3 protein-coding genes are annotated in these 2,591 nt (G+C 50.9%); all 3 read right to left on the minus strand.

Going from position 1 to position 2,591, the window contains the following annotated elements; genetic code table 11:
- Positions 1–259: 259 nt before the first annotated feature.
- Positions 260–691: a zinc ribbon domain-containing protein gene (locus RWJ43_RS06640; protein WP_012808713.1), complete on the minus strand. Its 432-nt coding sequence runs from the start codon at positions 689–691 to the stop codon at positions 260–262.
- Between the two features lie 86 nt (positions 692–777).
- Complete coding sequence (locus tag RWJ43_RS06645) at positions 778–2,202, minus strand: glutamate ligase domain-containing protein (RefSeq protein WP_314009147.1); 1,425 nt, start codon at positions 2,200–2,202, stop codon at positions 778–780.
- A 14-nt stretch (positions 2,203–2,216) separates the two neighbouring features.
- The coding region (gene folE / locus RWJ43_RS06650) for a GTP cyclohydrolase I FolE (protein ID WP_314009149.1) at positions 2,217–2,591 on the minus strand (375 nt) is incomplete at its 5' end.

Raw genomic sequence — 2,591 nt, forward strand, 5'->3', positions numbered from 1 at the left:
TGAGGATACAGACGCTTCAAAGCCTGAGCAAGCAGGTGAGCTGCATCGTGACGAATAACCTCAAGCTCTTCAGCTGGATCGTTAATCTCGCCAACATGGCCGTCGTTATATAAAACCTTCATGTAAAACCCCTCAGAGGTAGCTACTCATAGAAACAGGCACGGCGCCTACTCTGCTCACACGGGAGCTTAGGAGCAGACGCCTACATAGTCTCTGTTGTAAAACACCAGATTGCCATCATAAAGAACAAAACCAAACGTTATTGAATGCGAGTACGGCAGTAAGGACAAACCTTCCAGTCTGCGTTCAGTGGACGATGGCATGTTGGGCAAACGTTTCTAACCTGCGTATTGCAGATTGGGCACACGATAAAATCGCGGTCGATTGGAGCGGAGCACTTAGGGCAAATGCCGTAGTGAGACAGCTGGTGCTCACGAAGGGCAATATCCAAGTCCTGCTCCTCACGGTCAATGAGGTAGCTGCTTGGACGCAAAATAACGTAAGCAAGCAGGCCAACAACAGGAACAACAGAAATGACTGCCCACATCCACCAAGGCTCTGCGCCACGACGCTGAGCATCGCGAATAACGTAGATGATGGAAAGGATATAAAGCATTACGACGCAAATGACCATGAGGTAAATAACCATACGTACCTCAGGTGTAATAATCTGATCAAGAATCTCCTGCATCTGACAGCCCCTTCTGCTGGCTTTTTGTTCTCTCCTAAATCGTACGACAAACTGCCTCAAAAATGAGCGAAATGTCGCAGATAAATTTATTTTACCAAAGCATCGCTAAATTGTGCAGCAACCTCACCAGCAAGTGAAATTGTTCCACATGCCACAAAGCCCTTCTCGCGCAAGGCATCCACTGCTTCGGGAACGCTTCTGTACACAGCTACCACGTTGGCGCCGCAGGCTTTGTACAGCTCAGCAAGCTCTTCTGCATCCATGGCGCGATCGTTATCTGTCTGAGTAACCGCCACCTCAGGGAACTCTTTGGCGAGAAGTTCTGCGATGCCCTTAACATCTTTATCTGCAAAAACTGCAGTCAAAAGCATAGGACGATTGGTAACTTCTGGCTCAATTGAGCGGATAGCAGTTAAGAATGTCTCAATTGACTGGGGGTTGTGAGCCGCGTCGATAAGGACTAAAGGCTTTGGCTGAAGCAACTGGAATCTACCTGGTGTAGGGCACCTGGTTGTGGAGAAAAACGCTTTCTCTGTATCAAGTGGACGACCAAGAAAATCCTCGGCCAAGCAGGTTGCCAGAGCAATGTTTGCTGCCTGGTAGCTTGGCTTCAGTGCGGCAAGATCCTCGTAAGTTGCACGCGGTGTTACAACCGTAAGCTCCAGCGGAAATCCAATGCTCTTAGGCTTTTTGGTAATGAAGAAATGTGCGTGAGGCAGCTCTGGATGGTCAGTAGTCTTACCAGCAGAAACCTCTCCCTCAACGTCTTCTAGCTTGTCAGCTACAAGAAGAGTTGGGACAACGCCTGCAGAAGCCGCCTGGGACAAGAATACGTCCTGGACGCTCTGAGGAGTTGTCGTTCCCACCCCAAGCACGCAGGTACGACCAGGCTTGATGATGGCGGCCTTCTCGCCAGCAATAGCCTCAAGGGTATCGCCCAAGATGCGTGTGTGGTCCAGGCCAACGCCCGTGATAGCAACGGAGGTGATGTTTTGCGCAGCGCTTGTTGCGTCCCATCTGCCACCCATGCCACACTCAAGCACACAGACGTCAATCTCTGCCTCGGCAAAGACCACTAGAGCTGCAACGGTAAGCAGATCAAACTCGGTGATGTCATAAGGGTGCTCACCCAAGGCGACTCGCTGAGCATTGACGCGCTCCCCTGCTACCTGAGCAGCTGAAACGCCGTGAGCAAAAGACGCCTCAGAGACGGGCGTGCCGTTGATCTCCATTCGCTCGGTATAGCTGATGAGCTCAGGAGACGTGTACAGAGCGGTCTTGAGACCCTCTCCCTTGAGCAGGGCTGCAGTGTATCTAGAGGTAGACGTTTTGCCGTTAGTACCTGCAATCTGGACACTCTTAAAGCAGAGATCAGGGTTGCCCAGCTCTTTGAGCATGTCTTCCACGCTCTCCAGCAGGGGCTGAATACCAAACTTCTTTGTATCGTGAAGCACCTTTAAAGACTGCTCATAGCTCAGCTCAGGCACAGAAAAAGGAACAGAATAACTCATTGCGTACATACCTCTTATAGACCAAGCAGACGCATAGCCTCTGCACGGGTTTTCTCGTTAGTTTTAAAAATGCCGCGAACCGCAGACGTGGTGGTCAAAGCACCCGATGCCCTAATACCGCGCATGCTCATGCATGTATGCTCGGCCTCCATAACCACCAAAACGCCCAAGGGATCAAGCTCTTCTACCATAGCGTCTGCAATCTGGCCCGTTAAACGCTCCTGTACCTGCAGGCGGCGAGAATATCCGCTGACGCAGCGAGCAATCTTGGAAAGGCCGGTAATACGACCATTTTGTGGAATGTAGCAAACGTGCGCCTTGCCCACAAAAGGCAAAATGTGATGCTCACAGGTAGACGAGAAAGGAATGTCGCGGACAATAACCATCTC

The organism is Lancefieldella parvula, assembly GCF_963530955.1.
GTDB classification, from domain to species: Bacteria; Actinomycetota; Coriobacteriia; order Coriobacteriales; family Atopobiaceae; genus Lancefieldella; species Lancefieldella parvula_A.